This is a genomic window from Delftia lacustris (assembly GCF_040267515.1).
In the GTDB taxonomy this organism is placed as follows: domain Bacteria; phylum Pseudomonadota; class Gammaproteobacteria; order Burkholderiales; family Burkholderiaceae_C; genus Comamonas; species Comamonas tsuruhatensis.
In genome coordinates, this window is the sequence record NZ_CP141274.1 from 3,272,118 (window position 1) to 3,297,168 (window position 25,051).

At 67.8% G+C, this 25,051-nt stretch carries 21 protein-coding genes; 1 reads left to right on the forward strand and 20 read right to left on the reverse strand.

Going from position 1 to position 25,051, the window contains the following annotated elements; translation table 11 throughout:
- Positions 1 to 14 precede the first annotated feature (14 nt).
- The 20 genes from tssG to U6958_RS16510 form a co-directional block, all read right to left on the reverse strand.
- Positions 15 to 1,187 (reverse strand): type VI secretion system baseplate subunit TssG, encoded by a 1,173-nt coding sequence (tssG, locus tag U6958_RS16415; protein ID WP_074923204.1) that lies wholly within the window; start codon positions 1,185 to 1,187, stop codon positions 15 to 17.
- Complete coding sequence (tssF, locus tag U6958_RS16420) at positions 1,184 to 3,058, reverse strand: type VI secretion system baseplate subunit TssF (RefSeq protein WP_016446993.1); 1,875 nt, start codon at positions 3,056 to 3,058, stop codon at positions 1,184 to 1,186. Before tssF ends, tssG begins: the two co-directional genes overlap by 4 nt.
- 23 nt (positions 3,059 to 3,081) lie before the next feature.
- Positions 3,082 to 3,636, reverse strand: coding sequence for a type VI secretion system baseplate subunit TssE (tssE, locus tag U6958_RS16425; protein WP_012205683.1), 555 nt, complete (start codon positions 3,634 to 3,636; stop codon positions 3,082 to 3,084).
- Positions 3,637 to 3,647: 11 nt separating this feature from the next.
- On the reverse strand, positions 3,648 to 4,094 hold the full coding sequence (locus tag U6958_RS16430; RefSeq protein WP_016453374.1) for a DUF4087 domain-containing protein: 447 nt from the start codon (positions 4,092 to 4,094) through the stop codon (positions 3,648 to 3,650).
- 11 nt (positions 4,095 to 4,105) lie between these two features.
- Positions 4,106 to 4,915, reverse strand: a complete 810-nt coding sequence (locus U6958_RS16435) for a type VI secretion system accessory protein TagJ (RefSeq protein WP_074923203.1) — start codon at positions 4,913 to 4,915, stop codon at positions 4,106 to 4,108.
- A 48-nt stretch (positions 4,916 to 4,963) separates the two neighbouring features.
- The gene (locus tag U6958_RS16440; protein ID WP_047472710.1) at positions 4,964 to 5,521 is read right to left on the reverse strand and encodes a hypothetical protein; all 558 of its coding nucleotides are present in this window, start codon (positions 5,519 to 5,521) and stop codon (positions 4,964 to 4,966) included.
- A gap of 29 nt (positions 5,522 to 5,550) precedes the next feature.
- Positions 5,551 to 5,922, reverse strand: a complete 372-nt coding sequence (locus U6958_RS16445) for a hypothetical protein (RefSeq protein WP_013802359.1) — start codon at positions 5,920 to 5,922, stop codon at positions 5,551 to 5,553.
- Between the two features lie 117 nt (positions 5,923 to 6,039).
- Positions 6,040 to 7,533, reverse strand: coding sequence for a type VI secretion system contractile sheath large subunit (gene tssC, locus U6958_RS16450; RefSeq protein ID WP_016446990.1), 1,494 nt, complete (start codon positions 7,531 to 7,533; stop codon positions 6,040 to 6,042).
- A gap of 28 nt (positions 7,534 to 7,561) precedes the next feature.
- Positions 7,562 to 8,104 (reverse strand): type VI secretion system contractile sheath small subunit, encoded by a 543-nt coding sequence (gene tssB, locus U6958_RS16455; RefSeq protein ID WP_012205675.1) that lies wholly within the window; start codon positions 8,102 to 8,104, stop codon positions 7,562 to 7,564.
- A gap of 183 nt (positions 8,105 to 8,287) precedes the next feature.
- Entirely contained in the window at positions 8,288 to 9,313 is a 1,026-nt protein-coding gene (gene tssA, locus U6958_RS16460; protein WP_074923202.1) for a type VI secretion system protein TssA, read from the reverse strand.
- A gap of 59 nt (positions 9,314 to 9,372) precedes the next feature.
- Positions 9,373 to 10,077: a type VI secretion system-associated protein TagF gene (gene tagF / locus U6958_RS16465; RefSeq protein WP_016453379.1), complete on the reverse strand. Its 705-nt coding sequence runs from the start codon at positions 10,075 to 10,077 to the stop codon at positions 9,373 to 9,375.
- A complete protein-coding gene (tssM, locus tag U6958_RS16470) occupies positions 10,059 to 13,715 on the reverse strand; it encodes a type VI secretion system membrane subunit TssM (RefSeq protein ID WP_016446986.1) in 3,657 nt (1,218 codons plus the stop codon). Before tssM ends, tagF begins: the two co-directional genes overlap by 19 nt.
- A 5-nt stretch (positions 13,716 to 13,720) precedes the next feature.
- On the reverse strand, positions 13,721 to 15,052 hold the full coding sequence (locus U6958_RS16475) for a DotU family type VI secretion system protein (protein ID WP_074923201.1): 1,332 nt from the start codon (positions 15,050 to 15,052) through the stop codon (positions 13,721 to 13,723).
- A 21-nt stretch (positions 15,053 to 15,073) separates the two neighbouring features.
- Entirely contained in the window at positions 15,074 to 16,408 is a 1,335-nt protein-coding gene (tssK, locus tag U6958_RS16480; protein WP_016453380.1) for a type VI secretion system baseplate subunit TssK, read from the reverse strand.
- Between the two features lie 17 nt (positions 16,409 to 16,425).
- Positions 16,426 to 17,025, reverse strand: a complete 600-nt coding sequence (tssJ, locus tag U6958_RS16485) for a type VI secretion system lipoprotein TssJ (protein WP_016446983.1) — start codon at positions 17,023 to 17,025, stop codon at positions 16,426 to 16,428.
- A 19-nt stretch (positions 17,026 to 17,044) separates the two neighbouring features.
- Positions 17,045 to 17,833 carry a PP2C family serine/threonine-protein phosphatase gene (locus U6958_RS16490; protein WP_046240040.1) on the reverse strand — a complete coding sequence of 263 codons (789 nt, stop codon included), beginning with the start codon at positions 17,831 to 17,833 and terminating at the stop codon, positions 17,045 to 17,047.
- Complete coding sequence (gene tagH / locus U6958_RS16495) at positions 17,830 to 20,004, reverse strand: type VI secretion system-associated FHA domain protein TagH (protein ID WP_074923200.1); 2,175 nt, start codon at positions 20,002 to 20,004, stop codon at positions 17,830 to 17,832. Before tagH ends, U6958_RS16490 begins: the two co-directional genes overlap by 4 nt.
- 51 nt (positions 20,005 to 20,055) lie before the next feature.
- Positions 20,056 to 20,541 (reverse strand): TssQ family T6SS-associated lipoprotein, encoded by a 486-nt coding sequence (locus U6958_RS16500; RefSeq protein ID WP_223275220.1) that lies wholly within the window; start codon positions 20,539 to 20,541, stop codon positions 20,056 to 20,058.
- 8 nt (positions 20,542 to 20,549) lie between these two features.
- Positions 20,550 to 21,338, reverse strand: coding sequence for a PEGA domain-containing protein (locus U6958_RS16505; protein ID WP_074923199.1), 789 nt, complete (start codon positions 21,336 to 21,338; stop codon positions 20,550 to 20,552).
- A 9-nt stretch (positions 21,339 to 21,347) separates the two neighbouring features.
- Positions 21,348 to 23,435 carry a serine/threonine-protein kinase gene (locus U6958_RS16510; RefSeq protein WP_074923198.1) on the reverse strand — a complete coding sequence of 696 codons (2,088 nt, stop codon included), beginning with the start codon at positions 23,433 to 23,435 and terminating at the stop codon, positions 21,348 to 21,350.
- Positions 23,436 to 24,050: 615 nt separating this feature from the next.
- On the opposite strand from U6958_RS16510, the gene U6958_RS16515 reads away from it, so the two are divergent.
- Positions 24,051 to 24,533, forward strand: a complete 483-nt coding sequence (locus U6958_RS16515) for a type VI secretion system tube protein Hcp (RefSeq protein WP_016446977.1) — start codon at positions 24,051 to 24,053, stop codon at positions 24,531 to 24,533.
- The last annotated feature ends 518 nt before the right edge of the window (positions 24,534 to 25,051 follow it).

Below are 25,051 nucleotides of genomic sequence, written 5' to 3' on the forward strand. Positions count from 1 at the left end.
AGGGAAGTGGTGATTCAGTGGTTCGGTGATTCAGTGGCTCGAGGACTGGGGCCGGGGCCGGGGCGCCGGCCCCGCACGGGCTGGCGGCGCTGGCGCAGCCAGGCTTCGGGGTCCATGCGGAAGTCGCGCGCGTCCTGTGCGGGCTCGGCATGCGTGAGCCAGGTGGTCCAGCCCAGCTGGGTGCTGCTGCCCAGCCGGGCGGCAGGCACTTCCTGGCGGCGCAGCACCAGCACATAGTCCCAGGCGTATTCGATGCCCAGGTAGTTGCGCACCCAGTCCACCAGGGTCTGGAACAGTGCGGCCTGGGGCAGCAGCTGCCGGTACTGCTCCAGGCCCAGCGGGCCGAGCACCAGGCGGAACTTGCTTTGCGCATCGGGCACGCGCGAGCCCACGACGGCATCCACGCCCAGGCGCGAGTTGCAGGGGCGGCTTTGCAGCCGGGTCTGCTGCCCGGGTTCCAGCTCCAGGTGGTGCAGGCAGTTTTCTTCCAGCCGCACGGGGATCTGGAAGTAGTGCGACAGGGCCTGGCACAGGCCTTCGGGATTGCGTGTCCAGCGGGTCAGGTGGCCGGCCATGAAGCGCTTGGCGTGGTCGGGCACGTCGTCGCGTGCGCGCTGGCTGGGCAGGCCGGTGCCGATGAAGCTGTCTATGTAGCGGCCGAAGGGGTCCTCGCCGGGGCGGTCCAGCGATGCCGTGGGCTGGGCGTCCGACCAGGCGCGGAACAGCAGCAGCAGCATGCGGTGGTGAAAGATGTCGGAAAAACGCGCCAGCGTGGCGTCGTCATGCTGGCGCAGGCGCTCGCGCACGTATTCGGTGATGTGCGTGGGCAGCGGTCCGTTGGGGCCGTAGAGGCCGAAGTTCCAGACCGTCATGCGCTCGGGCTCGCCGGCGCGCGAGGGCAGGATCTCGGCGATGGTGGCGGGCGCGAAGGCCAGCGACGGGTCCTGGCCCAGGCGCAGCGGTTCGTCCTTGGGGCGCGTGGCCTGGCCCAGGCGCGGCAGGCCGGGGTGGCGCGCCTGCAGGTAGCGCAGGCTGTGCATCAGGTCGAACTGGTAGGGCCTGGCGCTCAGGCGCTGCCAGAACAGGCGCGCCCGAGCGTCCTCGGACGCGTTCGCCTGCACGGTGGGCAGCTCCGGGTCCTGATCGGGCACCGGCTGGGCAAGGGGAGCGTGCGCGGCGTTGCTCATATGCCGGGCCGTTGTCCGGGGCGTGGCGCCCAGTGCGCGACGGGGCCGCGCTGGCGAGAGTGCAGCTGCAGCTCGGTGAAGCTGTTGACGCCCACGTGGCGGGCAAAGAACCGCTCCAGCATGTTGGCCAGGGGCCAGGGGCTGACACCGGCCATGGCCGGCTCGTCCACGCTCAGGTGCACGCCCACGCCGCGCCCGTAGACGAGCTGGCGGTGCTGGGGCAGGCGGCGCGTGATGGGCTCGATGCGCATGCCCTGGATGGCGGCGATCTGTCCGGCCAGCTGGTGGTTGCCCAGGTCCAGGTACAGGCGCAGCAGCTCCTGCAGCGTGGCGGCGCCTTCCTCGTCGGACAGGTCGGTCATGGCCAGGTAGTTCAGGCTCAGGTGGGAGATCAGCCGCCAGGTGAGGCCGCCATCGGCCACGGCCGGTATAGGGGCGCTGGGGCCGGCGATGACGCGGGCCCAGTCCACCGGTGCCGACTCCTGAAGGGCAAAGTCGCCGCCCGGCTGGTTGACGCGCATGAGCAGGGGCAGGTCGCGGTTGGTGCACAGGGTATGCATGGACAGCTGCTTGAGCTCGTCGGAGAACGGCGCCTCGCGCTGGTCCACCAGCGAGATGAAGACTTCCGAGCCCAGGTACTGCGTGCGCGGGCCGCTGCGCAGGCTGCGCTCGGAAAACAGCCGGGGCTCGCGCCGCGTGGTGAAGTAGGCCTGCTCGGTGGAGTGCAGGCCGTGAGTGGATGCGTACAGCGGCGCAAATTCACGGTCCTGCGTCTTGCCTTCGTGGTGCCCGGTGACGGCCTGCACGCCGTAGACCTCGAAGTCCAGCGGCCGCATGCGGTCGGCAACGACGTGGTATTCGTGCACGTTGGAGGCCACGTGCAGGCGGTCCGCCGTGTACTCGAACAGGTTGATGGCCGGAATGCAGTGCATCAGCAGCTTGGCCGCGTCGATCTGCGGCTCCAGCGTGGGCGCGGCGCGGCGCAGCAGCAGCGTGATGCCCACGCCGTCGTGGGCAATGCGGCGCATGCTGCGCGACAGGCCGTTGATCGAGAAGAACCGCTGCCGCGCGGGAAACGCGAAGTACTCGTGCAGCAGCCGGTGGCCCTGGAAGGCGCGGTGCGAATAGGGAATCAGGGCCTGTTCGCTGTCATGGCCCTCGGCGCGCAGCGCATCGGGCGGGAGCACGTCCCAGACCTGGCGCGGGTCCTGCGGGTGGTGGACCACGATGGCCAGCGTCTGCGTGTGGATGAGCTCCTGCAGATGGGAAGCGACGACGTCGCCCGCATGGATGTACACCCACAGCTGGTCCAGCGCCACCTGCATGCACTGCGAGGCATCCAGCGTGGCCAGCTGCAGCCGCAGGTGGCCGCCGGCCTCGCCCAGCTGGGGCACCAGCGCATGGGGCAGGTCCAGCGCCGGGCCGCCCAGGCGGGCCTGGCGTATCTCCAGCGGCCACAGCGTCAGCGGCCCGCCGGTGCGGAAATCGCAGATGGTCTGCTCTTCCTGCACCTTGTGGGTGCGCAGCACGCTGCCCGAGGGCAGGGTGAATCCATCGACCAGGTTGCCTTCCTTGGCACTGGGCTTGAGCTGGACCACCACCATGGATGGCGTGGGCGCCAGGTAATGGGGGCAGACCATTTCCAGCATGCGCTGGGACAGGCGCGGGAACTCCGCGTCCATCTTCAGCTGGATGCGTGCGCTCAGAAAGCTGAAGCCCTCCAGCAGACGCTCCACATAGGGGTCGGCCACATCGGTGTCGTGCAGCGACAGACGGCCCGCGACCTTGGGAAAGGCGGCAGCGAACTCGGCGCCCAGCTCGCGCAGATAGGCCAGTTCGCGGTTGTAGTACTCGACGAGGCGGGGATTCATGGTGTGTGTGGCGGCGTCCGGGCTCAGGCCCTGAGGTTTTGCAGCGAGACCTGGCCCGTCTCCAGGTCCAGGCTGGTCTTGAGCAGCAGCTCCAGCGGATAGGGCATGGACCAGAACTGGCAGCGGATCTCGAACTGCAGCGTGTTGTGGTGGTTGAGCTGCTCGGTGGAGGCCAGCAGCGTCACGGCCAGCGTCTTGGGCAGGATGCGCGGCTCGAAGGCCAGGATGCTTTCGCGGATGCTGCGCTCCACATGGCTCCAGTCCAGCTCGGACAGCAGCTGGCCGGCCAGCGGCGGCATGCCGTAGTTGATGACCGAGCGCTGCACATGCTCCAGCCCCTCCATCTCCACGTGGTCCCAGGCATCGCGCGCATTGAGCAGCCAGCCCAGGTCGCGCAGCAGGGCCTCGCGCAGGCGGGATTCGTTCACGAAGACCGCATCGGGCCGCTCGGTGCGCAGATGGGGCTCATGGTCGGTCAGCCGGTCCAGCAGGGCGGGCTGCAGCCGGTCCTTGGCTGCGGTCGCCTGGTTCTGGCGTGTGCGCAGCGTGGGCATGGGGTTGAGGGGACTGGGGCGCATGGCTTGTTTCTTCAGGAACCGGCCGGCCGGGCAGCCGCCAGGGGGTTCACGGGCTCCTTCGCCTTCAACGCCGGGTCTTGGCGGCAGGCGGAAAGAGGGCGCGAACGGGCAGAGAAGATCTGAACGATCTGCTCCTTGTCATCGGTGGACACCTTCATGCAGGCGCAGCCATAGCCGTGGCTGCCATGGCCGGTACGCACCCAGTCACGGTTTGCAAAGCGGGGCCAGTCACCCTGGGCCTGATGGCCGCCCTGCACGCCAACGGTCCAGTCGGTATCGCGATCGGTCAGCGAGGCATTGGCGGGCGTGGGATTGTCGAACCAGCCGCAGCGCAGGGCATTGGCCGGGCCGTGGCTGGAGGCCGATGCAGGCCACGGGCCCAGACACAGCAAGGCAGCCAGCAGCAAGAACGGGCAGCGCAGGGCTTGCGGGGACGCGGGGGCGACTGTTCCGTGCATGGCTTGCTCCGTCATCGCGTGGCGGTCTCCAGCGCCAGCTGGCGCACCTGCAGCATGGGAAAGTCCTCGGAGTCGGTGACCCAGGTGCGCTGGCCGTGGCCGGCCACGTGGCCCGAGGATTCGTCAGGCTCGGAGGAGCCTGAGTCCAGCGGGCTCCACTGCGTGCGGCGCGACATGCGGACGGCGTCGTCATCGCCGGGCGCCAGCGGATAGCGCGCGGGCATGAAGCCCTGCAGCGCGCCGCCCTCGCGCAGCGTGACCTCGCAGGGCAGCCAGATCAGGTCGCGCAGGTCCTGCACGGGCTCGAAGCCGATCTGTGCAATGGCGTCGAAGGGCAGCCAGTAGTAGCTGCCGTGGGCCAGCAGCTCGCAGACAGGGCCGAGGCGGGTATCGCTGTCGGCCAGCCATTCGAAGCGGTGCTCGCCCATGTGGCCTGCGGTGGCGGGCGCCTCGTCCAGGGCGCGGGCGCGCAGGTCCTGGGCAGCTGCTCCTTCATGGGCCAGGGCGTCGATCAGGCAGGCCAGCCATTGCGCGGGCTCGCCCATGAGAAAGGGCTTTTTCTTGCCGGCGAAGACCTCGGCGCGCAGCACCTCGCAGCGGATGGCCTCGCGGTAGGCGCGCGCCATGGGCTCGCACGAAGGGTCGAGCTGCGCGCACAGCTGCAACTGCTCCAGCGCCTTTTGCCATTCGCCCAGCACGCACAGCAGCTGGAAGTAGTAGACGCGCAGGGGCGCCGAGGCCGGGGCCTGGCGGATCTGGTCCTTCAGGGCCTTGAGTTGCTCGTCCAGGGAAAGCTGTGAGGTGAAGCTGGGCAGGGGCATGGTGAAAACGCAGGAAAAAGAGAGGGGCGGGGTGCGGCTGCGCCCCGGTCAGTCGTCGTAGGAGCGGCAGCCCCAGCGCACGGCGTCGGGCGCCTCGCCGGCCACATGGCCGATGACGATGCGCGGTGGCGTCTCGTCCAGGCCCTTTCTGAGCGGCATGGCGCGTGCGTACTGGGCGGGCAGCTCGCCAAAGCCTTCAAGATCCCAGCTGCTGCGCGCCTGCGGCCGGGCCTTGGTGCGCTGGACCAGCGCCTGCAGGCTGCCCGTGGCGCGCGCCGCGACAATGCTGCCACTGCCGCCGCGCACGGTGATGGAGGACACCTGCGTGCCATCGATCTCCAGCGGCGTGGCAAACAGGTAGAGCAGGTCCAGGCTTTCGCCGGGCGCGCGGTCCACCACGGTCACGCCCTGCGCGCGCAGGCGCTGGGCCAGCGCTTCGTCGCGGCCATCGGGAAACTCGATGCGGCAATGCAGGGCGTCGGTGAACAGGGTGGTGATGTCCGCTGCCGCTGCCGCCGTCGTTGTCGTGGCGGGTGCGGCCTGCACCGTGGCGCAGGCCGTGCCGGCCAGCAGCAGGGTGAAGAAGGTTTTGGAACAGGCGTTCATGGCGTGGCTCAATGGGCGCATCAGGCGCATCAGGGATGGCGGTAGATCTTGAAAGCGGGCTTGTGGGTGCGGTAGCCGGGGCCTGCCCAGAAGCCGTTCTGCTTGAAGTCCGAGATCCAGACGCTTCCGTCGAACATCTGCATGTGCCCGGCGGGCGATGAGGTGAAGCCCTGCATCACCGCCACATCTCCTTTCTTGTAGCCACCTTCAGGCATGGCGTCGTAGCGTGTGAAGCCGGCGGCCACCAGGCTGGTGCCGTAGTCCTTGGCATCGCGCGTGCGCTGCAGTGCGATGCCGCCAGCGCCGATCGCATCGCGCACATAGCGCGCGCAGTAGCCGGCGGAACTGGCGCGGGCATTGGTCTGCAGGGTGGCGACGGCGTTGTCTACATTCCAGGGCATGAAAAGCCTCTCTGAGTTGGGTCCTGGAGGGGAAAGCTTCTCCAGGCCTGTTTCTTGTTATGGGGCCTGGCCCTGGTGCGAGCGTGTCGGCACCAGGAGCCAGGTGGGCGGACAGTCTTACTTCGCGCCCTGCTTCACGGAAGGCAGCTTGGACACCAGGCGCAGCGACACCGTCAGGCCTTCCAGCTGGTAGTGGGGGCGCAGGAAGAACTTGGAGGTGTAGTAGCCGGGGTTGCCCTCGACTTCCTGCACCTGCACCTCGGCGGCGGCCAGGGGCTTGCGGGCCTTGGTTTCCTGCGAGGAGTTGGCCGGGTCGCCGTCCACGTAGTTCATGATCCAGTCGTTGAGCCAGCGCTCCATGTCGGTGCGCTCGCGGAAGGAGCCGATCTTGTCGCGCACGATGCACTTGAGGTAGTGCGCGAAGCGGCAGCAGGCGAACATGTAGGGCAGGCGCGCCGACAGGTTGGCATTGGCCGTGGCGTCGGAGTCGTAGTACTCGGCGGGCTTGGCCAGCGACTGGGCGCCGATGAAGGCGGCCACGTCCGAGTTCTTGCGGTGCACCAGGGGCATGAAGCCGTTCTTGGCGAGCTCGGCCTCGCGGCGGTCGCTGATGGCGATTTCCGTGGGGCACTTCATGTCCACGCCACCATCGTCGGTGGGGAAGGTGTGGGCCGGCAGGTTGTCCACCGCGCCGCCCGATTCCACGCCGCGGATGGAGGTGCACCAGCCGTAGTACTTGAACGAGCGGTTGATGTTGACCGCCATGGCGTAGGCCGAGTTGGCCCAGCAGTACTTGCCGTGGTCGCCGCTGTCGGTTTCTTCCTCGAAATCGAATTCATCGACCGGGTTGGTGCGCGCGCCGTAGGGCAGGCGTGCCAGGAAGCGGGGCATGGCCAGGCCGATGTACTTGGCGTCGTCGGACTCGCGCAGGCTGCGCCACGCGGCGTACTCGGTGTTGGTGAAGATCTTGGTCAGGTCGCGCGGGTTGGCCAGCTCCTGCCAGGATTCCATCTGCATGATGGCGGGCGCCGCGCCCGAGATGAAGGGGCAGTGGGCCGCGGCGGCCACCTTGGCCATTTCACCGAGCAGCTCCACGTCCGGCGGGCTGTGGTCGAAGTGGTAGTCGCCCACCAGGCAGCCGAAGGGCTCGCCGCCGAACTGGCCGTACTCCTCTTCGTACACCTTTTTGAAGACGGGGCTCTGGTCCCAGCCCACGCCCTTGAAGCGGCGCATGTTGCGGTGCAGCTCCTTCTTGGAGATGTTCATGACGCGGATCTTGAGCATCTCGTCCACCTCGGTGTTGGTCACCAGGTGGTGCAGGCCGCGCCAGGCGCCTTCGAGCTTCTGGTAGTCGTCGTGGTGGATGATGCGGTTGATCTGCTCGGACAGCTTGCGGTCGATCTCGGCAATGATGGCCTGCACCGTCTGGTAGGCATCGTTGGACAGCGTGATCGCCGAGCCCAGGGCCTGCTGGGCCAGCGTCTGCACGGCCGCTTCCACGGCTTCGCGGGCCTGCTCGGTCTTGGGCTTGAATTCCTTTTGCAGCAGGCTGCCGAATTCGCTGCCGGCCAGCGCCTGGGTCGATTGTTCGAGTTGGGTTGCGGTATTCATGACGTGCTTGCCTTCCTGATGTGCTGCCTCAAGCCTCGGATGCAGGGCCCGAGGCCTGCGGGGCAGTGATGTTGGGCGCGGCGGCCAGCGACTTGAGCAGCGCAGGGTCCTTGAGCACCTTGCCGATCAGCTCTTCGGCGCCCTGCTTGCCGTCCATGTAGGACAGCAGGTTGTGCAGCTGGGTGCGTGCCTCCAGCAGCGAGTTGAGCGCGCCCACGCGCCGCGCGATGGCGGCGGGGGAGAAGTCCTCCATGCTCTCGAAGCTCAGGTCGATGTTGAGCTTGCCCTCGCCCGTCAGCGTGTTGTCCACCTGGAAGGCGACGCGGGGCTTGATGGACTTCATGCGCGCATCGAAGTTGTCGATGTCGATTTCCAGGAACTTGCGGTCGGCGATCTCGGGCAGCGGATCGACGGGCTTGCCCGACAGATCGGCCAGCACGCCCATCACGAAGGGGATCTGCACCTTCTTTTCCGAACCGTAGATCTCGACGTCGTACTCGATCTGCACGCGCGGCGCACGGTTGCGCGCGATGAATTTCTGACCACTCTTGCCGGTTTTGGTGAGCGACATGCGGGTGTTCCTTTCAAGAAAAAAATAGGTCGCAGAAGTAAAAAGCCTGGAGTCCCGCCTTGCGGCGGACCGAAGGGCTGAGGGCGCAAGAGGCCGTGTGGAAACAGGTGGACGGGGTGGGTGTCATGGGGCAGCCGGCTCCTTGAAAGCGAAGTCCGGGTCCAGCAGATCCGTGTGTGGCTCTCATGTCTGCTGCTCCTGCAGGTGGGCGCCCGTGATCACTTCCACCTGGGCCAGGCTGTCGGGCGACAGTTCGCGCAGGATGTCCATGAAGCCCATGCGCATGAAGCGGGCGGCGCGGCGGATGAGCAGGGGGGCGGGGTTGGAGGGCTCGGTGCGCTCCACGAAGGCGGCGATTTCCAGCAACTGGGCAATCGCCTGTTCGCGGTTGCGTGCCGGGGTGTGGGGGGTGCCGGGCGCGGGCTGGGATGCCAGGCCGTCCCCGGTGCCGACCTGTGTGGCCGGATCGGTTTCAGCGGTCGTGTCGGCGTCGCCTGTGGTCTGGGGCAGCCATTGACCGAGGGCCAGCAGCAGCTGGCGCAGGCCGTCGAGCTCGGGCTGCTGGTGGCTGGGCAGGTGCTGTTCGCAGCAGGCGCGGATCCGGTCGAGTTCCTGCAGCGCAGGGGTGACGGCCAGCAGGGTCTCGTGGCCCTCGGCATGTGCGCGGGCCGATGCCATGCGCAATTCGTCGGCGGTCAGGTGCGGCAGGTCCTCGGGCACGTTGCCCCTGGCCATCAGTTCGGCGTCGCGCACGCTGATCTGGCCCAGGGCGCCGCGCAGGAAGTCGGCGTTGCGCAGGTCGCGCACAAAGCCCGTCACGTCCGACAGGGTGCCCAGGGCGTTCATGCGCATGAAGTAGTCGTCGCCGTCCTCGGGCAGGGGGTGGACATGCTCCCAGTGGCGCTCCAGCAGGGCGGCGCACAGCTGCAGGCCCTGCAGCGTGCCGGGCAGGCCGTGCAGGATGGTCCAGGCACGGCACAGCAGCACGGCCACGCGCAGGTCCTTGGTGCGCTGCATCAGGGCCGAGGCCTGGCGCTCCACGTCGCGCCAGTCCGGTGGCTCGGCGGGGATGACGGTGTCGCCGAACTGCTGTTCGACCTTGCCCTGCGCAGCGCTTTCCATGGACTGGAAGTCGTTGTCATAGGTGAGGTCCGGGCCGCAGGGGGGCTCGGCGGAGGTCTCGGTCAGCTGGTCCTGGATATTGGCCATGGGCGGGATTCGATGTGGCTTGGGGTTTGGTGTGCAGGGGCCGTGCGCTCTGTGCGGGTTCAGGCGCCCTTGAACAGCCGGGTGAACAGGCGGCGGTGCAGCACTTCGTGCTGGACCACTTCGTCAGGGGCGTGGCGCGGCGTGGCCGAGATCCACCAGACGGAGGTGGTGGAACCGGGGCGCATGCAGGCGCGCCAGTCCATGCGCGGCAGGCGCGCGGCGTTGCCTTGCGAGGCGCCCATGTCGAGGTCGGCCAGCAGGCTGTGGATGGAGGTGCTGTCCGGCGCGCTGCGCTCCTGCTGGAACGGCCATTGCAGGGTGGCCAGCCGCTCGTCGAGCTGCTGGGCCGACAGGGGCAGGCGCCGCGCGTCGATGAGCGCATCGCGTGCGCCGCTCAGAAAGCGTTCGATGTCCTGGTCCGACGCCGGTATGCCGGAGCTGCCGTCCACCGTGGCCATGATGGCCAGCGGAAAGAGCCGGCCGATGCGGTCGGAGCTGGGGCCGATCACGCCCACCATGGACTGGCCCAGGATGGAGGCAGGGCACAGGAAGAACCACAGCGGCGAGTGCACGAAGCGCGTGGACCAGCCATCGGCCGCATCGCTGCGCAACTGGTCCATGCCGTTGCGCAGCCATTCGTCCCAGCGCATGGTCAGTGCGTGGGGCATGCGCCGGCCGACGAAATCGCCCTGGCTGGGCAGCTTGCCCCACCAGGCGGCGCATGGCCGCTGGACAGTCATGGCGTTCACAGCCGGTCCGGACATTCGAATTCCTCCATGGCCTTGAGCCGGAATGGGTTGAGAACGCTGCTGGTGGTGACTTCCATGCGCAGCTTGCGCCCGTCGATGGTGAAGATGGCCGTGAAGCGCTCGGGCGAGTTGCCCGGCAGGATCTGGGCGCGGTCGAACAGGCGGTGCAGGGCCCAGGGGCCTTCGGTCACGATGCCGGTGTTCTGCGCGCCGGCCGCCGTGATCTGCAGCCGGGCCTGGCCTGTGCCGCGCGTGCCGGGCCAAGAGACGGCCTTGGGGATTTGCGGGCCGTGCTGGTAGCGCACGATCTCGCCGTCCACGTCCAGCACCATCTGGGAGATGGAGGCGTCCATGTCCAGCGGCTTGATCTCCAGCCGGATGCCGGGCGTGTTGCCGCCTGCGCGGAAGAACACGTCGCGGATGGAGGCCGCGCGCTGGAAGGCGGCCAGCGAGGCAGAGCCCCCCACCGGTGTGCCGTCCACACCCTGCTTGAAGGTCCAGGGCACGGTGGAGATGTCCACCATGGTCTGCAGCTGGGTGCGGAAGAACTCGTCCATGGTGCCGCCGGTGGCGAACAGGCGGGCGAAGTCGTCCGTGGTCACGTCGCGCGTGGCGCTGCGCGTGAAGGGGTAGCGGCCCAGGATGGCGCGGCGGCAGAAGTCGCCGATGGTGGCGTTGAGGTTGCCGCCCAGCGTGCTGCGCACGCTGCTTCCCACGAAGGACGAGGTGGAGGTGGCCAGGGCCTCGTACATGCTGTTGAGCGGAGGCGGCACGCGCTTGGCCTCCGAGCGCACCTTCTCCAGCGTGCCGCTCAGCGAGGGAGGCACGCCGCCGCCCTGGATCACCTGCTGGCGCGCCGAGGCGATGACGGCCGCCGCCTCGTTGAGCACCTGCAGGCTGGCGGTGATGGGCGCCGGGCCCGAGCCGTTGCTGGTGGCAAGGCGCCGGTATTCGCGGAAGCGGAAGTCCACGATGTCGGCCTCCAGCGTGCCGGTGGCCAGCATGCCGCCCACGTTCAGCGGCTTGCCGGTCAGGCGGCTGAGCTGGTGCTGTTCCTCGCGGATGCGCTGCAGTTTCTCGCCCAGCCAGCTGCTGGTGCTGCCCGAGCTGCCGCCTTCCTGCTGGTCCGGGCGGCGGGCGAGCGTGGTCTCGCGGGCCACGGCGCGGATGAACTGCTCCAGGCTGGAGTTGGCGGACGAGTACAGGCGGGCCTGCTCGCCGGCCTGCTCCAGCGAGGCCGTGCGTATGGGGCGGATGTCGGCCAGGAAGGTTTCCCACAGGCGCGCGTACTCCATCAGGTACAGGCGCTTGACCTCGTTGGCCAGCTGGCCCGTGAGCACTTCCTGGGCCACGCTGCGCCGGCCTTCGGCCTGGCCCAGCACCCAGGTTTCCTCCTTGGCCAGCAAGGTGGTGACCTTGGGCAGCTCGTGCAGGAAGAGGCCGTGGTAGCCGTCATAGGTGAACAGGCCGCTGATGCCCTGGGTGAGCGGCTTGCCGCTGGCACGCGCAAAGACCTGGGGCGCCTCGGGTCCGCTGGCACGCACCACGCTGAAGTCGGGCGGCAGCTTGTCGCCGGTGTTCAGCAGCTGCTTGAGGCGGCTGTAGGCACGCTGGGCGGGCGACATCTGGGCCAGGCGCTGGCGCACCTCGGCGACCAGGTTGGCGTCGATGGGCTGGGCGGAGACCACCACGCGGCCGTCGATGAGGCGGTCCAGGTGCTCGGACAGCTGGTCCACCAGGCCGGCCTGCACCAGATGCTGGGGCAGGGTGTTTTCCCAATCGCTGCGCAGCCAGGCCTTGACGAAGGTGGCGTCGAAGTGGTCGGGCTCGTAGAGCATGAGATAGGCCTTGAGCGTTTCGTAGCTGGCCTCGGGGCTGCCGGTGCTGACCTGGCGCAGCGAGCGCGCGACATGGCTGCTCAGGCGCGGCAGCCAGGCGTCTTCCAGCAGGCGCAGGTATGTGGCGTGGGCGGCCGTCTGCACCTTGGGCACCTGCAGCAGGCCCCAGCGCCAGCCCAGCGGGGCCGATTCCTCGAAGCGGCTGCTCTGCGCCACGCGCGCCGCGTGGTTGAGCATGGGCACCAGGGCGACCACGTTGTCGGGATCGGTGGCCTTGGATTCCTCCACGGCCTGGCGCAGCGTGCCGGCGTTGTCGGCCACTTCGTTCAGGTAGCGCTGGTTGTTCTCGTAGCTCAGCGTCCAGGCCAGGGCCGCGCCGCCCAGGGCCAGCAGCAGGGCGCACAGGCCGGCGGCCTGCAGCAGGCGCAGCTGGCGCTCTTTCTTGGCGTTGCGCCCGGTCAGGCCGGACTCGTTGAACATCACGTCCTTGAACAGCGACTCCAGGAAGTAGCTGCGGCCCTGCTGGGGCACGGCATCGGCCGGCAGGCGGCCGCGCAGCGCAAAGCGGCGCGACAGGGCCGACATCACGCGGTCGAAGGGCATGCCCTCCTGCGTTCCGCTGGTGAAGTAGACGCCGCGCAGCAGCGGCTTTTCCTTGAAGCGCGAGGCGGAGAACGCCGCATCCAGCGTGTCGCGCACCACGTCCTTGAGGCCGGCAAACTGCTGGGGCAGTGCGTAGAGCAGGCTGCGGCGCGCAAGATCGGGCTCGGTCATCAGCCGCTGGGGCAGCAGGCGGTTGATCTGGGCGACAAGGGCGTCGAACTCCTCCATGTACAGGGCGCTGGCGGCCTGCGGGTCGCTGGCGGGCGAGCGCTGGGTCTTTTCGTCATAGGGGTAGGTGAAGCCCCAGACCTGGGCGCGCTCCTCGCGGCTCATGGCGCCGAAGAACTCATTGAAGCCCGCCAGCAGGTCGCTCTTGGTGACCAGCACGTAGACGGGAAAGCGGATGGTCAGCTCCTCGCACAGCTCGCTCAGGCGCAGGCCGATCAGCTGGGCCAGCTGGGCACGCTCGGTATCGCTGCTGCTGAGCAGCTCCTGCACGCTGAGCGTGACGATCACGCCGTTGACCGGCTGGCGTCCGCGAAAGCGCCTGAGCAGCTGCATGAAGCCCTTCCAGGCAGCCTTGTCCTGCTCCGCATCGCTTTCCTGGGTGGTGTAGCGGCCGGCCGTGTCCAGCAGCACGGCCTGGTCGGTGAACCACCAGTCGCAGTTGCGCGTGCCGCCCATGCCGGGGATGGCGCGCTTGCCGAACTGGGCCGCCAGCGGGAAGTCCAGCCCCGAGTTGATCAGGGCCGTGGTCTTGCCCGAACCCGGCGAGCCGATGATCAGGTACCAGGGCAGCTGGTAGATGTAGCGCTTGTTCCAGCGCCCGAACAGGCCGCCTTCGGTCTGGCCGAAGCGGGTCTTGCTCAGCGTATCCAGGGCTTCCTTGAAGCGGGACTCCAGCTCGGCCACTTCCTCGGAGCCGGCAGCGGGCGTGCCGTCCGCCTCGCGCGGCGAGGTCAGGCGGGACAGGCCGGTCATGAGGTGCTCGTTCATGCGCTGTGCACGCCACCATTTCAGCAGCAGGCGCAGGAACCAGAGGATGAACAGGCCGGCGATCAACCACCAGCGCACGGTGGGGCTGCCCAGCGGCTGGTAGGGCTGGATGAAGACGAGGGGGCCGACGAACCAGATGAGCAGGCTCAGGGCCACCAGGCCCAGAAGCTCCAGCATGTAGCGGTTGAACAGCCATGAGGCGATGCGACGGATCATGGGGGTCAGTTCCTGGTCTCGGGTGCGGCAGGCAGGGCCTGCAGTTGCTGGTCACGCTGCTGGGGCGCGACCAGCAGGACGATTTCCACCCGCCGGTTCAGCGCCCGGCCTTCGGCCGTGTTGTTGGGGGCGACGGGGTCGCTGTCGGCACGGCCCTCGGCATGCAGGCGCTGGCGGTCGCGCAGCGAGCCGCCCAGCATCTGGGACACGGCCTCGGCGCGCTCCTGCGACAGGTTCCAGTTGGAGGGGAAGCGTGCCGTGCGGATGGGCAGGTTGTCGGTGTAGCCATTGACGATGACCTTGCCCGGCACTTCGTCCAGCGCTGCGGCCACGCGGTGGATGACCTGCACGTAGCGGGGCTTGACGACGGTGGCAGCCGGGTCGAACAGGCCGTCGCCGCGCAGGATGACGGTGCTGCGGTCGGCTTCGTCGCGCACGCTGACCAGGCCTTCGCGGATTTCGGGCTCCAGGAACTGGCGCAGCCGCGGCTTGATGGTGGCCACGGTGGCAGCCGCCGAGGTGCGCGGGAACCGGATCTCGTTGATGGCGGCGAACAGATCATCCGAGCTGTTGGACAGCCGGTAGCTGAACCACAGGTAGATGAAGAACGCCAGCAGCAGCGTGATGGCTGCCGCCACCCACAGCGGCACCATGGCCCAGGGCGGCGAGGCCAGGCGCTGCACGCCGCGCCAGTGCACGGACAGCAGGCTGCTGCGGTCGCCGCGCGTCGATTCGATGAGCTGCAGCAGGCGCGCCTTGAGCGTCTCCAGCTGGGCGCGGCCGTTGTCGATCACGCGGTAGCGGCCTTCGAAGCCCAGCATCACGCAGTAGTACAGCAGCTCGATGAGGTCGATGTGCTGGTGCGGCGTCTGCACCAGCCGGGCCAGCAGCTGGAAGAACTTCTCGCCGCCCCAGGTTTCGTTGTGCAGGGCCACGAGCAGGCTGTAGTGAGGCCAGATACCTGCGCTTCCCCAGGGCGTCTGGGCGGCGGTTTCGTCGAGCACGGTGCAGATGCAGTAGCGTGCGCCGATGATGGTTTCCATGGGCACGCCGCTGGCGCCGGCACGCTGCTCGAACTCGCGTATGTGTTCGAGCAGCAGCTGCTGCAGCGCGCGCGGGTCTTCGTTGGTGACCATAGCGCGGATCTGGGGGATGAGGTTCAGCAGCTGGTTGGCGGCGGCCACCAGCGGGTTGCCGCCGCTGACCACGTCGGGCAGGTTGGAGCGCAGCGGCTCCTGGCCGGCAGGCGCGGTTGCGCCGCTGGCTGCGCCTTCGGCTCGGCCCGCGTCGCCGTCTCTCCCCCAGGGCATTTGGTGGCTGATGTTGGAACTGTTCATGTCGGAAGATGCGTCGCGCCGTCAGCGGCGGATGGCCCAGAACTCCAGCTGCAGGTCGGGGAATTCACCGGAGACGTGCATGGCAAGGCCGCCGGAGCTTTGCAGCTGGTTCCACAGGTCGTGCGTGGTGTCCACCTCGAAATAGTTGTAGCCCGCGTGGTAGGGGATCTCGCGCGGGGCGATGGGCAGCGGCCGCAGCGTGACGCCGGGCAGGTGCAGGTTCACCAGGTCGCGTATGCGCTCCACCGGGCCCAGCTTGGTCTGGGTGGGGAAGTGGGTGCGCAGGAATTCCGGCGTGGTCTGGGCATGGGCGGCCAGCACGAAGTCGCAGGTGGTCAGCAGCTCGGTGGACGGGATCAGCGCCACGCGCACGCCGTACTGGCGGTCGTGCAGCGGGATCTGGATGGCGTTTTGCTCCAGCACCGAGGACAGGCTGCGCCGCAGCTCCAGCATCAGTGGCGGAAAGCTGCGCCGCAGGTCGTCGTGGTCGTAGGCGGGCAGCACCTCGGGGCGGCGGCGCTCGTGGTCGAAGGTGGTCAGCTCGGCGGCCAGACGCAGCAGTTCCTCGAACAGGCGCTCGGGATGGATGCTGCCGGTGCGCACCCAGTGCTGGGCGGCGCCCGTCCAGTGGTTGATGAGCTGCAGCAGCAGGAAGTCGCCGACCTCGCCGATGCCGCCGCGCTCGGGCTGGATCATGCGCTGGGCCAGAACCTCGCCGCGCTGGCGCAGCAGGCCGTGGATTTCCTTGCAGAAGGTGTTGAGCACCGAGCTGGGCCCGTTGTTGACCACGGTGGGAATGAAGCCGGGCTCCAGCAGCACGCCTCCGCTGGCCTGGCGCTCGACCACATGGGCCACGGGCAGGCTGACCCAGCCTTCGGTCAGCTCGTGGGCGGGGCGCAGGCTCAGGCGCAGCCGGCCCAGCTGCACCTCGGCGGGCTGGGCGCCCACGTCGTTGCTGTCCGCCACTTCGGTCACGTCACTGAGATAGCGCGCGGGGCTTTGCGTGCCTTCGCCAAAGGTGACCTCGCTGCCCGACAGGCGGCGCAGCGGCAGGGCCAGGTGCACCACCACGTCCTTGAGGTCCTTGCCGATGTCCAGCGGGGTGGGCGCCTCGTCGTCGCCCGGCAGCTGGAACGGCGTGCCGTCGGGCAGCACGCCGTGTGCCGAGCGTATGCCCAGCTTGCCCATGCGCAGCAGATCGGTGTCCAGCTCCAGTTCCGAGAAGCCCCAGAAAAAGGGCTGTCCCGGCAGGCTGCGCGACTGCAGTTGCCGGAACAGGAAGCGCTCCTGCTGCTGGAAGTGCTGGGGCCGAAGGAACATGCCTTCGGCCCAGATGACTTTGCGTTGCCAGACCATGGTGGATAGATGTGCGTTTATTGGGATGCGGGTTGGATGCGCACGGTGACCTCCTCGCGGGTCAGGTGCACCTGGTAGCGCACGGGCTGCAGCTTTTCGGTGGAGCCCATGCCCCACCAGCGCCTGCGCAGCTCCACGGAGTTGGGCGCGGCGGCCGAGGCGCGCCAGGTGCTGCGCTCCAGATCGCGGTAGGCGGCGAACAGGCCGAAGGCGCGCACATCGGGGTTGCCCTTGCGCTCAATCACCTGGCGCTGGCCGGGCGCGATCAGGAATTCCTCGCGCCGCACGAAGTCGCTGCCCAGCTGGCCGTCGTCCTTGTCCTGCAGGTCGAAGAAGCCGGCGCGGTCGAAGGCGGCGGAGGCGCGCAGCTCGTAGATGCGCAGCAGCACGGGCTTGGGGATGCCTTCGCGGTCGGGGTTGATGTCCATGTCGGCCACCACCTCGAACACGGCGGCGGGCACGGCCGTGGGCGCCACTTCAGGCGCGCGGCTCAGGGGATTGAGGGAGCCGCAGCCGGCCAGGCCGGTCGCCATTGCCGTGCCCAGGCCCAAGGCGCCCAGCGTTTGCAGCGCCTGACGGCGCGCTTGCGGTACATGCGGTGCATGCGATTTCCACATGGCTTCTCCTGTCTCGATATCAGTCATTGGTGTCACGCGGGCAGATCCACACCGTCAGCGCGCTGAGGTTGTCCTGGTGCGGATTGCCGCTGGATACGACGCGGCCGACCATGCGCTGTATCCATTCGTCGGGGCGCTGGCTCGCGGCCAGCAGCTGCTCCATTTCCGACTCGTGCATGCCCTCCCAAAGGCCGTCCGAGCACAGCAAAAAGACATCGCCGGGCTCCAGGGCCACGGCGGCGGAGCGGATGCTGGGCGGCACCTGGCCTTCGGCACCGATGGCGCCGGCCAGGACGTTGCGGTTGGGCAGGCGGCGCGGGTCGTTCTCTTCGTACAGGCCGGCGTGCAGCAGCTGCTGCACCAGGCTGTGGTCTTCGGTGCGCAGGTGCATGCGGCCTGCGCGGAACCAGTACAGGCGCGAGTCGCCCCAGTGCGCCCACAGGGCGCGGCCCTGCCCGGGGTCGATGCACAGCACCACCACGGTGGCGCTCATGTGCATGCGCGAGGCCGAGGTGGACTGCTGGCCGCTGACGCGGTGCTCCGCCTGGGAAATCAGGGAGGCCAGGCTGGCAGGGGCGAACAGCGGGTTCTCCCGGAAGCCCTCCAGCACGGCCTGGACCGTGAGCTGGGCGGCAAGTTCGCCATGCCCGTGCCCGCCAGCCCCATCGGCCAGGGTGCAGCACAGGCCGCCAGCGCCCAGGTCCATCAGGCCCATGGCGTCTTCGTTGCTGGAACGCCTGCCGCTGTGGGATGCGCTGGCCACCTGAATGCTGTAGCGGTGGCCGTCTCCGTCGAGGTAGGCGATCACGGCTGGCCTTTCACGGACTGCTCGGCGTTTTCGTAGGCCTCGACGAAGGTGCGGCCCGAGAAGGCCATCAGATCGTCCTCGGCATGGCGGCGCAGCACGTCGAAGTTGTGCTTGTAGTCGTCCCACAGCGCAGCCTTGCGGCCATTGGTCAGCAGCTTGTCCAGCAGGCCGGGGTTGGTTTCGGTGCGGCGCTCCAGCTCGGTCGGATCGAACCGGGTCAGGGCCTCGGCATAGGCTGCGCGGATGCCGGCCATCAGGGCCAGCTGGTGCACGTGCAGATCCTGGAAGGCGTCCTGCATGGCGGGCAGCGGCTTCATGAAGCCCGGGAAGGTCTGGTGGACCATCTGCATGAGCACGCCCTCGGAATTGGGCAGGAACTTGAGCGGATTGTTGGCGCCCGTGGCAATGATGGTGACGCCGGCACGGAACTCGCGCTTGATCTCGGAGCGCGCCGCCAGCAGGTCGATGGTGCCCTGCACGGCAATGCGCAGGGCTTCGCCGAAGGTGCGCATGAATTCAGGCGTGACCTCGAAATGGGTCTTGGCCGGGTTCAGGCCCGCGCCTTCCATGAAGGCCGTGGCCAGGGCCTGCAGGTCGGCGTGGGCGGCGTTGGCGGCCGGCTGGGGCTGCACCGGAGCATCGACAGGCGCGGCGGTGCAGGGCAGGGTGCCGACGGGAATGGCGGCGGCGCCCTGGCCGAGGATGCTGGAGGCTGCGTTGAAGTGGGCGCTGGAGCTGGAGCTGGTGTTGGCGGGAGCGGCGGCAGCGCTTGCGGCAGAAACGATGGCTGGCGCAGCTTGGCCTGCGCCGGACTGGAAGATGTCCAGGTCCAGCCCGTTGGTGGGCAGCAGTCCGTCGAGCACGACGGGCTCGGCGGGGATTTCGGGGGCCGTCGCGGCAGCGGGGGCCGTGGCCATCGGTGCAGCAACTGGTGCAGCGGCAGGTAAGGGAGCTGGTACGGCAACTGGTACGGCAGTTGGTGCGGCCTGAACCTGTACAGGTTGCTGTGTCTGCGCCGCAGGCGCCAATGACTGCTCCAGGCCGGCCGGCTGGGCCGGCGCCGCTGCACCCTGTGCAGCAGGCTGCGCAGGCGGCTGCATGCGCGGCAGGTTGAAGGCCTGGCCCAGCTCGGAGCCCCGGCCCGATGCCTGTTGCAGCGGCGCTGCGTCGCCGGGCAGGCCGCCCTGGTCGAACAGCGCGAGCGGATCGAGCTTTTGCGATGCCTCGAAGCACGAAGGCAGGCCGGTATGGGAGGCGTCATGCAGTGCCTCGGTGCTCAGGCCCTTGAGGGGAAGCGTTTGGACCATGCCGTCATGGCGCTGCTGAATCAGCTCGCCCTTGCCGTGCGAGGGCAGGCCGGCCCAGCCTTCTTCCTGCTGCCGAGCCTGCTCGGGCGGCGGTGCAAAGGGGTCGAAATCATTGGGAATCAGCAGCGGGCGGTGCTGCGGCCTGGCCGGCTGCGGCATCGCCATGGCCGCTTGCTCGGGGGGGGGGGCACTCTCGGCAGAAGGCGCAGGCGGGGTCTGGATGTCATCCAGGCTCAGCGCCGTCAGGCCTTCCCAGGGATCGGCGATGCCGGCGGCGGCTGGAGGCAGAACGTCTGCCAGTGGCGCAGCTTCTGCCGGCCCCGTTGCTTGCGGCTGCAGCGGGCTGTCAACTGCGAGGGGCTGCTGGATCGGTGGCTGCGGGATTGCCGTGACCGGCGAGGGAACCGATGGCGTTGAGGGTGCTGAGGGCGCAGAAGGTGCTGAGGGCGCAGAAGGTGCTGAGGGCGTCACAGCCGCTGCAAATGCTGCGCTGGCAGGCGCCGGCACGGCTGCACCGGGCGAGGCCGGCGCCTCGAAAGGGGTGCCCGGCGCCACGGCGGCCAGGGTGTAGGCGCCGATGCGGATGCGCGCGCCCAGTGTCAGGGCCACTTCCTGGCCCGAGCGCACGGGCTGGTCTGCCACCCAGATGGGATCACGCTCGCTCAGGTTCGCAACAAAGGCTCCCTCGGAATCGAGCCTGACCATGGCGTGCACGCGCGCCACGGAAGCGTCCGGATCCGAGATGATGAGCTTGTTCTGGCCACTGCGTCCGATCGTGCCGCCTGCCATGCCGAATACGGCATGCCAGTGGCGGTCGACCGCAACGCCATCGTGGTCCACGACCCTGAGTTCGATTTTGTCCATGGAGTCTTAGGCTAGGCAGTTTTCAGGAAGCGTCGGGGGCATCGGCAGGCCTCAGGAGGCCTTGCGCGCGGGCGCCGGGCGCTTGTTGCGCAGCGCGGCGCGGGCATTGTTGAATTCCCGGCCCCAGGTGGGATGGCCCTTTTCGGCCTCGGTCAGCTGGAAGGTGGGGTCCAGGGCCAGGGCCATGTCGAAGTGCTGCCGGCAGGGCTTGCGGCGGCCTTCCACGCAGTGGCTGAAGGCGATGTACTTGAGCGCCTTGACCTGGCTGCTCATCGGCAGCTCCTGCGCGGTGGACAGGGGCGTCAAGGCCGTGATGGCATCCTCGTAGCGGCCATCCACGTAGAGCTGGATGGCCTCGACCAGCTCCTGCTCCTTGATCACCACCGGGTCCACGGGCTTGACGGGCTCGACAGGCGCCTGCACCACGGGCGGTGCTGGCTCGGGCTCCACCGGCTTGGGTGCGGTTTCGCAGGCGGCCAGCCCGAAGGCAACGGCAAGGGCAAGGGTCAGGCGCTGGAGGGAGTGAGGGATATGCATGGACATGGTCATCGGGCATCAAAGTCATGGGAAAGGGTCACCGACTGGCCGTCGGTGATGCGGATCACCTGCCGATAGCTCTCGAAGCCGGGGTTGCGCAGTTCCACCGTGTGGGAGCCTGGCGCCAGCTTGAGCAGCACGACGGGAGGGGTGACGCCGGACGGCTTGCCGTTGATCAGCACGTTGGCCCAGGGGCTGACCCTCAGGCGCAGGTTGTGATCTGTCCGTGGCGTCTCAGGCCGTGCGGCCAGTGCGGCGGAGCGCACCGGGGCCGAGCCCGATGTCAGTGCGGTGATCGATGTGATCACGCGGCTGTTCAGTGCAAAGCCGCCGGCCGTGGGCGCTGCGGTTGCCACGCGCAGCCGTTGGGCGGCAGGGCAGCGCTGGGTCCAGCGTTCCTGGGCGCGGCTGTAGGCGTCCCGCCACGGCGTACCCGTGGTCTCGTAGGTCTGCAGCGCAAAGCCGGGGTGGGCGGCGAACGCGGCGTCGAAGGCGGCCTCGCAGCGCGCCCATTCCTTGTGCGTGCAATAGGTGTAGGCCAGGTACTTGTGGGCGGAGGCCCGCTCCATGGGATCCGCCAGCCCGCCAAACAGCGCAGCCTGCAGCGCACGCTCGGCCTGGGCCAGGTCGCGGGCCTCGAACAGCGCAATGCCCTGCGCCAGCTGCGGGCGTCCTGCCGAGCCGGTTTGGGCCGGCGCGGCCTCCTCGCATGCCGCCTGGGAATGCGCCAGGCAGGGCAGGCCGAGCACTGCAGTGCACAGCATCCATCGCCAGCGGTGGTTCATCAGTCGAGCCATGCGCCGCGCTCATTCGAAAAGATGGTTCACGGTCACCGACTCGCCCTTGGTGACCGTGATGGTCTTGGTCACCGTAGAGGCCGCACCCGGGTTGCTGATGTCGATGCGGTACTCGCCCTCCGGCAACTCCATCTGGGTCAGCGGCGGGCTGGTCCGTGCCGGGGCGCGGTTCACGGAGACATAGCCCCACGGCACGACCCGGAACACCACCTTGCCTGTGGCCGCTGCGGGCTTGGCGGGGCGGGCTTCGGTCTTGGGCGGCTCGGTGGGCAACGGCTCGGGCACCGCGGCCACCGTGACGGGGGCGACGGGCGCGCCCTGCTCGGGCTGGGAAGGGGGGAGTTCAGCCAGCGCGGTCTGCTCCGGCGGGGTCATCGGCTGCACCTGCTCCGTGGAGGCCAGCGAGGCCTCGTTGAGCAATTGCTTGAGCAGCGCCTGGGCCTCGGTGCGGTGCTGTCCTTCGGGGAAGCTGTCCAGGTAGTCCTGCAGGCGGGCCAGGCTGGACTGGCTTTGGGCCTGCTGCCAGGCCAGGCTGTCGCGCGCCGCCAGGGTCTTGGCACGGGCCTGGTCCTGGGAATGGTCGTACCACAGCACGCCGCCGCCCGCGATGGCCGCCAGCACCAGGGCGCCGATGGCCATCGGCACGGCCATGCCGCTGCGCCTGGCCTTGGGCACTGCCTGGACGGCAGCGGCCGGAGACTGCACCCCTGCGGGCGCGCCCTGAACGGCGGGTGCTGAGGCGGGCTGTTGGGATGCAGGCGCCTGCGCCTGAACCGGGGGCTGCGCAGGCTGAGCGGGGGGCAGTGCCTGGTCGATGTCGATGTACGGACCGTTGTCCAGGCCCATGGGATCGGCGGCTGATGCCTGAGGCGTCATCTGGGGCGCGGCTGCGGCTGCAGATGGCTGGGCAGGGCCGCCTGTTGCCAAACCCCCAGGCGTGGTGGGAGCGGGCGGCACCGGTGCGACCGTGGCGACAGGAGGGACCGATGCAACAGATGCAACAGGCGGGACCGCAGGCACGGGCATGACCGTGGTCGCGGGCGCTGCCTGCGGCGCTGCTGCAGGAACGAAGATTTCCGTGATCGGCACGAAGCGCGGCGCCTGCACGGCTGCCGACTGGGTGGCCATGGCGGCCTGTACGGACGCAGGCGGCGTGATCGGGATGTAGATGGGGCTGGGCTCCCCCGGCGCAGGCGCTGCCCGGGCGTCGGTGGACAGGCCCAGCAGGCTGCGCAGCTCGGCAATGGATTGGGGGCGGTCCTGGGGGCGAACGGCCAGCGCCCGTTGCATGCCCTGCAGAAAAGCGTCGGAGTAGCCCGGGACCTGTTCGGAGGTCAGCGGCTGCATGGGATCGGTGACCATGCGCGCGACCGAGGTGGCCGGGATGCGGCCCGTGGCGGCCTGGTGGATCAGTGCGCCGACCTGGTAGATGTCGGTCCACGCGCCCTGGGGCATGGCGCCGTCGTCCACGTATTGCTCGATGGGCGCAAAACCGGGCTTGAGCACCATGGTCAGCGCCTGGGTCATGTCGCCGATGATGCGGCGCGCGGCGCCGAAATCCAGCAGCACGGGGCTGCCATCGCGCTGCACGAAGATATTGTCCGGCGCGATGTCGCGGTGGAAGCAGTCCTGCGCATGCAGCACTTCCAGCACGTCCAGCAAGGGGATCAGCAGCGCGCTGAGCCCGGCCTGATCCATGCGGCCGGACGATGCCTTCAGCACCTGGCCCAGCGTCTGGCCCTCGTAGTGGCGCATCACCATGTAGGCCGTGCCGCCGGCTTCGAAGAAGCGGTAGACATGCACCAGGGTGGGGTGGGAGAAGCGCGCCAGCAGGCGGGCCTCGTTGATGAAGCTGCGCAGCCCGGCGTCGAAGGCGCCACGGTGCTGCGAGCGCACATGCACCTGATGGGAGCTTTGCCGTCCGGCCAGTGCCGAAGGCATGTACTCCTTGATCGCGACCTCGCGGTCCAGCGAGAGGTCGCGGGCCTTGTAGACGATGCCGAAACCGCCTTCGCCGATGACATCGAGCACGCGGTATTCGCCAATCTGGACACCTGCCGGAAGGCAGTTGGTCGAACATGCTGCTTCGCTATCCATGCAATCCCACCCAAGATGTTGTTTCACACGCTGGCGGGCGAGGTCTGTCGCAGTGCCAGGGTGCCGAATCTGTTCGAGGCCATTGGACAAGCACAAAGCCGGCATCGCACCGGCAATCTGTCTATGCAACCGCTGGTTTTCCTCGATCAGCCAATTGTCTGAAGCCGGGGGCCAAAGACGAACGTCATGGACTCGTCATGAATACAAGATCGTATTTCAATCGGACTCCGAATGCGGCGTGAGTGTAGCTTGAGTTCTGCAAAAAGCCATGACACGTATCGAATGGATAAGCGATGGATACATTTTTTTTCAGATGTATCGGCCGTAACAATTCAGTCGGGCCAATTGTTTGTATTTTTCCGATCTTATCCACTATCATCGCGGCTCCAACAAAGGAGGGCGGTTCACGACAGTGAGGATTGCAGGCGATTGTCAATACATTCCTTGACCATCCAGGGTATGCGCCGCACTGATCTGAATCACATGTTCAGTGAATCGGTTTCGTGCGCTCTGCCCGGGAGTGGTTTTCCCCTTTGTTCGCGTGTGAACCATCCGATGCAGTCGGTCTATTGGGTTGCATGCGAACGTTTAATCCATTAATTCGAGAGGTGTGCAATGTCCGTTGATATGTTCATGAAGGTCGAGGGCGCCAGTGGCGAATCCCAGGATTCCAACCACAAGGGCTGGACCGACATCGACTCCTTCACCTGGGGCGCGACCCAGCCCAACACCATGGCCAGCGGCGGCGGTGCCGGCGCCGGCAAGGTGAGCTTCCATGACCTGAACGTCATCGCCAAGGTGGACAAGTGCTACCCCGCCGTGCTCAAGCACTGCGCCACGGGCAAGCACCTGGGCCAGGTCGACATCTCGCTGTGCAAGGCCGGCGGCTCGCAGATCGAGTTCACCAAGATCACCCTGACCGACGTCATGGTGACGAACGTGACCGTCAGCGGCGCCAACTCCTCTGACACCGTGACTGTCAACTACTCGTTCCAGGCTGCCAAGGTCAAGACCCAGTACTGGGAACAGACCAACCAGGGCGGCAAGGGCGCCGAGAGCCAGATGGGCTTCAACATCAAGGAAAACCGCGAAGCCTGAGTCTTCTTGCGCAGGCTTGCTGCTGCGGCAAACCCGCGTCGGATGCATCCGGCGTGGGTTTGCCGTGGATGCGCGGGAATATGGCCTCCATCCATCGATGGAGGCTTTCCAGTATGGAAAGCTGGAATCGAGCGGTGGATCGAATATCGGGCAGGACGTGCCTTGTCTCTGCATGCAAAGGCCGCTGATAGCAGATTCACATGTCAGTTCCTTGACAGAAAGCCGCCTTCCGTTCCTGCCAGAGGCTGAATGCCTCAATATCTTGCAATATTTAACAAATACACAAACCCATGGCCGCAGGCATGGGGAGATTGATGCGCTCTTTGCACCAGGTGTGTGCGGAAACTCTCTGGAAAAAATGGATTGGCGCAAATATGCGCAGGATTACCGCGAGTGGGTTCCTGTTGGTGTTGGTCCAGTCACTTTGAATGTATGGTGCCGGGGGCTGCCAAACGCTATGGTGTGTATGGCCTTTGCGGCGGCAAGTCGCGGAGCATACACGAAGATCGGCCGTTGTC

Bases quoted from the DNA above. Each gene is read 5' to 3' on its own strand.
- tssG (WP_074923204.1), bottom strand. From the start codon at position 1,187: ATGAGCAACGCCGCGCACGCTCCCCTTGCCCAGCCGGTGCCCGATCAG.
- tssF (WP_016446993.1), bottom strand. From the start codon at position 3,058: ATGAATCCCCGCCTCGTCGAGTACTACAACCGCGAACTGGCCTATCTG.
- tssE (WP_012205683.1), bottom strand. From the start codon at position 3,636: ATGCGCCCCAGTCCCCTCAACCCCATGCCCACGCTGCGCACACGCCAG.
- U6958_RS16430 (WP_016453374.1), bottom strand. From the start codon at position 4,094: ATGCACGGAACAGTCGCCCCCGCGTCCCCGCAAGCCCTGCGCTGCCCG.
- U6958_RS16435 (WP_074923203.1), bottom strand. From the start codon at position 4,915: ATGCCCCTGCCCAGCTTCACCTCACAGCTTTCCCTGGACGAGCAACTC.
- U6958_RS16440 (WP_047472710.1), bottom strand. From the start codon at position 5,521: ATGAACGCCTGTTCCAAAACCTTCTTCACCCTGCTGCTGGCCGGCACG.
- U6958_RS16445 (WP_013802359.1), bottom strand. From the start codon at position 5,922: ATGCCCTGGAATGTAGACAACGCCGTCGCCACCCTGCAGACCAATGCC.
- tssC (WP_016446990.1), bottom strand. From the start codon at position 7,533: ATGAATACCGCAACCCAACTCGAACAATCGACCCAGGCGCTGGCCGGC.
- tssB (WP_012205675.1), bottom strand. From the start codon at position 8,104: ATGTCGCTCACCAAAACCGGCAAGAGTGGTCAGAAATTCATCGCGCGC.
- tssA (WP_074923202.1), bottom strand. From the start codon at position 9,313: ATGGCCAATATCCAGGACCAGCTGACCGAGACCTCCGCCGAGCCCCCC.
- tagF (WP_016453379.1), bottom strand. From the start codon at position 10,077: ATGTCCGGACCGGCTGTGAACGCCATGACTGTCCAGCGGCCATGCGCC.
- tssM (WP_016446986.1), bottom strand. From the start codon at position 13,715: ATGATCCGTCGCATCGCCTCATGGCTGTTCAACCGCTACATGCTGGAG.
- U6958_RS16475 (WP_074923201.1), bottom strand. From the start codon at position 15,052: ATGAACAGTTCCAACATCAGCCACCAAATGCCCTGGGGGAGAGACGGC.
- tssK (WP_016453380.1), bottom strand. From the start codon at position 16,408: ATGGTCTGGCAACGCAAAGTCATCTGGGCCGAAGGCATGTTCCTTCGG.
- tssJ (WP_016446983.1), bottom strand. From the start codon at position 17,025: ATGTGGAAATCGCATGCACCGCATGTACCGCAAGCGCGCCGTCAGGCG.
- tagH (WP_074923200.1), bottom strand. From the start codon at position 20,004: ATGGACAAAATCGAACTCAGGGTCGTGGACCACGATGGCGTTGCGGTC.
- U6958_RS16500 (WP_223275220.1), bottom strand. From the start codon at position 20,541: ATGCATATCCCTCACTCCCTCCAGCGCCTGACCCTTGCCCTTGCCGTT.
- U6958_RS16505 (WP_074923199.1), bottom strand. From the start codon at position 21,338: ATGGCTCGACTGATGAACCACCGCTGGCGATGGATGCTGTGCACTGCA.
- U6958_RS16510 (WP_074923198.1), bottom strand. From the start codon at position 23,435: ATGGATAGCGAAGCAGCATGTTCGACCAACTGCCTTCCGGCAGGTGTC.
- U6958_RS16515 (WP_016446977.1), top strand. From the start codon at position 24,051: ATGTCCGTTGATATGTTCATGAAGGTCGAGGGCGCCAGTGGCGAATCC.